Origin of the sequence: Rhizobium sp. BK049, from assembly GCF_014193135.1 — a bacterium.
GTDB lineage: Bacteria > Pseudomonadota > Alphaproteobacteria > Rhizobiales > Rhizobiaceae > Rhizobium.
In genome coordinates, this window is record NZ_JACHYV010000070.1 from 1 (window position 1) to 1,654 (window position 1,654).

Annotated in this window: 3 protein-coding genes and 1 pseudogene; all 4 read right to left on the reverse strand. The window is 60.3% G+C overall.

The features are described from left to right. Positions 1–81: 81 nt before the first annotated feature. The gene (locus FHT70_RS30035; protein WP_246722057.1) at positions 82–396 is read right to left on the reverse strand and encodes a DUF932 domain-containing protein; all 315 of its coding nucleotides are present in this window, start codon (positions 394–396) and stop codon (positions 82–84) included. 80 nt (positions 397–476) lie between these two features. After that, positions 477–713, reverse strand: coding sequence for a hypothetical protein (locus FHT70_RS30040; protein WP_183706747.1), 237 nt, complete (start codon positions 711–713; stop codon positions 477–479). 29 nt (positions 714–742) lie between these two features. Continuing rightward, positions 743–1,039 carry a hypothetical protein gene (locus FHT70_RS30045; RefSeq protein ID WP_183706748.1) on the reverse strand — a complete coding sequence of 99 codons (297 nt, stop codon included), beginning with the start codon at positions 1,037–1,039 and terminating at the stop codon, positions 743–745. A 44-nt stretch (positions 1,040–1,083) separates the two neighbouring features. Continuing rightward, positions 1,084–1,419, reverse strand: a pseudogene (locus FHT70_RS30050) (hypothetical protein); the annotation flags it as partial. Positions 1,420–1,654 lie beyond the last annotated feature (235 nt).

Below are 1,654 nucleotides of genomic sequence, written 5' to 3' on the forward strand. Positions count from 1 at the left end.
ACACCGACCGAGGTATTTATGGCGCATTTGCGCGAAGATGGGTGATCCCCTATCCTGCAAAACAGGCATGATGCACTTGGGTTAGCTTCTCCATACAGTGTCGCCGACGCTGTAATCCTTGCCATCGTCGAGGCGGCGCATTCTGATCATATGCTTGGTGAAATCCTTCCGGCCCTCGTCGCGAGTGCGTGCTTGCCGTGCGCCAACTGGCACAAAGCCTTCGCGCATGAGCCCGCGGAGCACTTCAATCGTGGGGATAGGCTGGAACCGCTCAGAGCGGCTCTCATGTGCCTCGACCGCGAAGATAGACGGCGCAACTCGGCGCATTTCGTCTTCGCTCATCGCGCGGGCGGTGTGGTCGAAGCGAGCCGTGTTCGGGGCATAGATGATATTCATTTGTTCGGTTCCTTCTGGCTGGAAACGCAAAAGCCCGGCGCGATGGCCGGGCTTGCATGGTGGGGATGGATTGGAGCGGGCTAGGTCAGCTTGATGATGAGGGCGAGCGCACCAACGCCCGCCACCATGATGCCGCCCAGCCGGGTTGTGAGCCGCAGCGTCAGCGTGTCGAGAGCTGCGGCAAGATCTGTTTTCGTGACCAGCTCGGCCATGATGAAATCCCTTGCGGCTTCAGCGTGAGCTTCTGCCGTCTCCGGTTTCACGCCTGCATCACGCAGGCGCTTCGCATAACCGAGTGTATCAAAGGCGATTGCCATTCAAAATACCCTTGTTTCCGGATGGTGACTTAGGCAGCGACGGCGTTGGCTGCGGGTGCCTGCATGGGGTCGGCCTTCTTGGCGGCGCGCTTCGGCGCGGCCGCCTTTTCGGCTGCGGTCGGCAGGGGCTTCTGGTTGCGGACGACAACGACCGGACCGGCGGCGACCTTCTGCGCACCTTCGACGGCGCGGATAACCCTCACGTCGGCGCCTTCCTTCGTCAACTTCTCGACGACCTTGGCGAGGTACTCGGCGGCGTTGAAAGCCTTGGCTTCCGTGGTCGACTCCTTGCCCTCCTTCTCGAAATTCGCCGGGGCGACCTTCATTGCGCCCTCGATGTCGCTGGCCTTCGACTTGGCATAGATGAACGTGCCGCCCTTGCCGGAACGCAGTCGCCGCCGTTGACGCGGAATTCCTGCGTGTCGCGATCGATTTCGAGATCGTCCACCAGATCGATGGCGAAGCGTGCGAAAATCGCGATCTCGCCCTCCAGCCGATAGGTGGTTAGTTCATCGTCCCCGGCAGGAAGCATGCGCTCCAATGCCGCGATGGCCTGGATCCGGGCAATTGCCGCGTCGAGACCCTCGATAAGGCGATCATGAAGTTGTCGGGAAAAATTGCTGTCGCAGGCGAGGCAGTTTGCCAGGACGACGAGCCGGAAGCCGGCAAGCCTGGTGTAGAGCGTGAGGTTCTGAACGGTTGTCATAATGTGATCTCCTTCGTTGATGACGGAGATCGGCCACTCTGTTGCAAAGAGGGGTCAAGGACCGCGGGACGCGGCTTGCAAGCCGGGGAACCGATTTTTCCAGAGCGAAGTCGCAGCGTAGCGGCGGAAAAATTGGGGGAGACCGCGCCGTCCTTGACGCCGGAGTGCGACCTGAAAGTCGCATGAATCTCTGTTTCGAGAGGAGAACACGTGATGTGAACTTTACGAAACCGAC

Coding starts and splice junctions, on each gene's coding strand:
- FHT70_RS30035 (WP_246722057.1), bottom strand. CDS start 396: ATGAATATCATCTATGCCCCGAACACGGCTCGCTTCGACCACACCGCC.
- FHT70_RS30040 (WP_183706747.1), bottom strand. CDS start 713: ATGGCAATCGCCTTTGATACACTCGGTTATGCGAAGCGCCTGCGTGAT.
- FHT70_RS30045 (WP_183706748.1), bottom strand. CDS start 1,039: ATGAAGGTCGCCCCGGCGAATTTCGAGAAGGAGGGCAAGGAGTCGACC.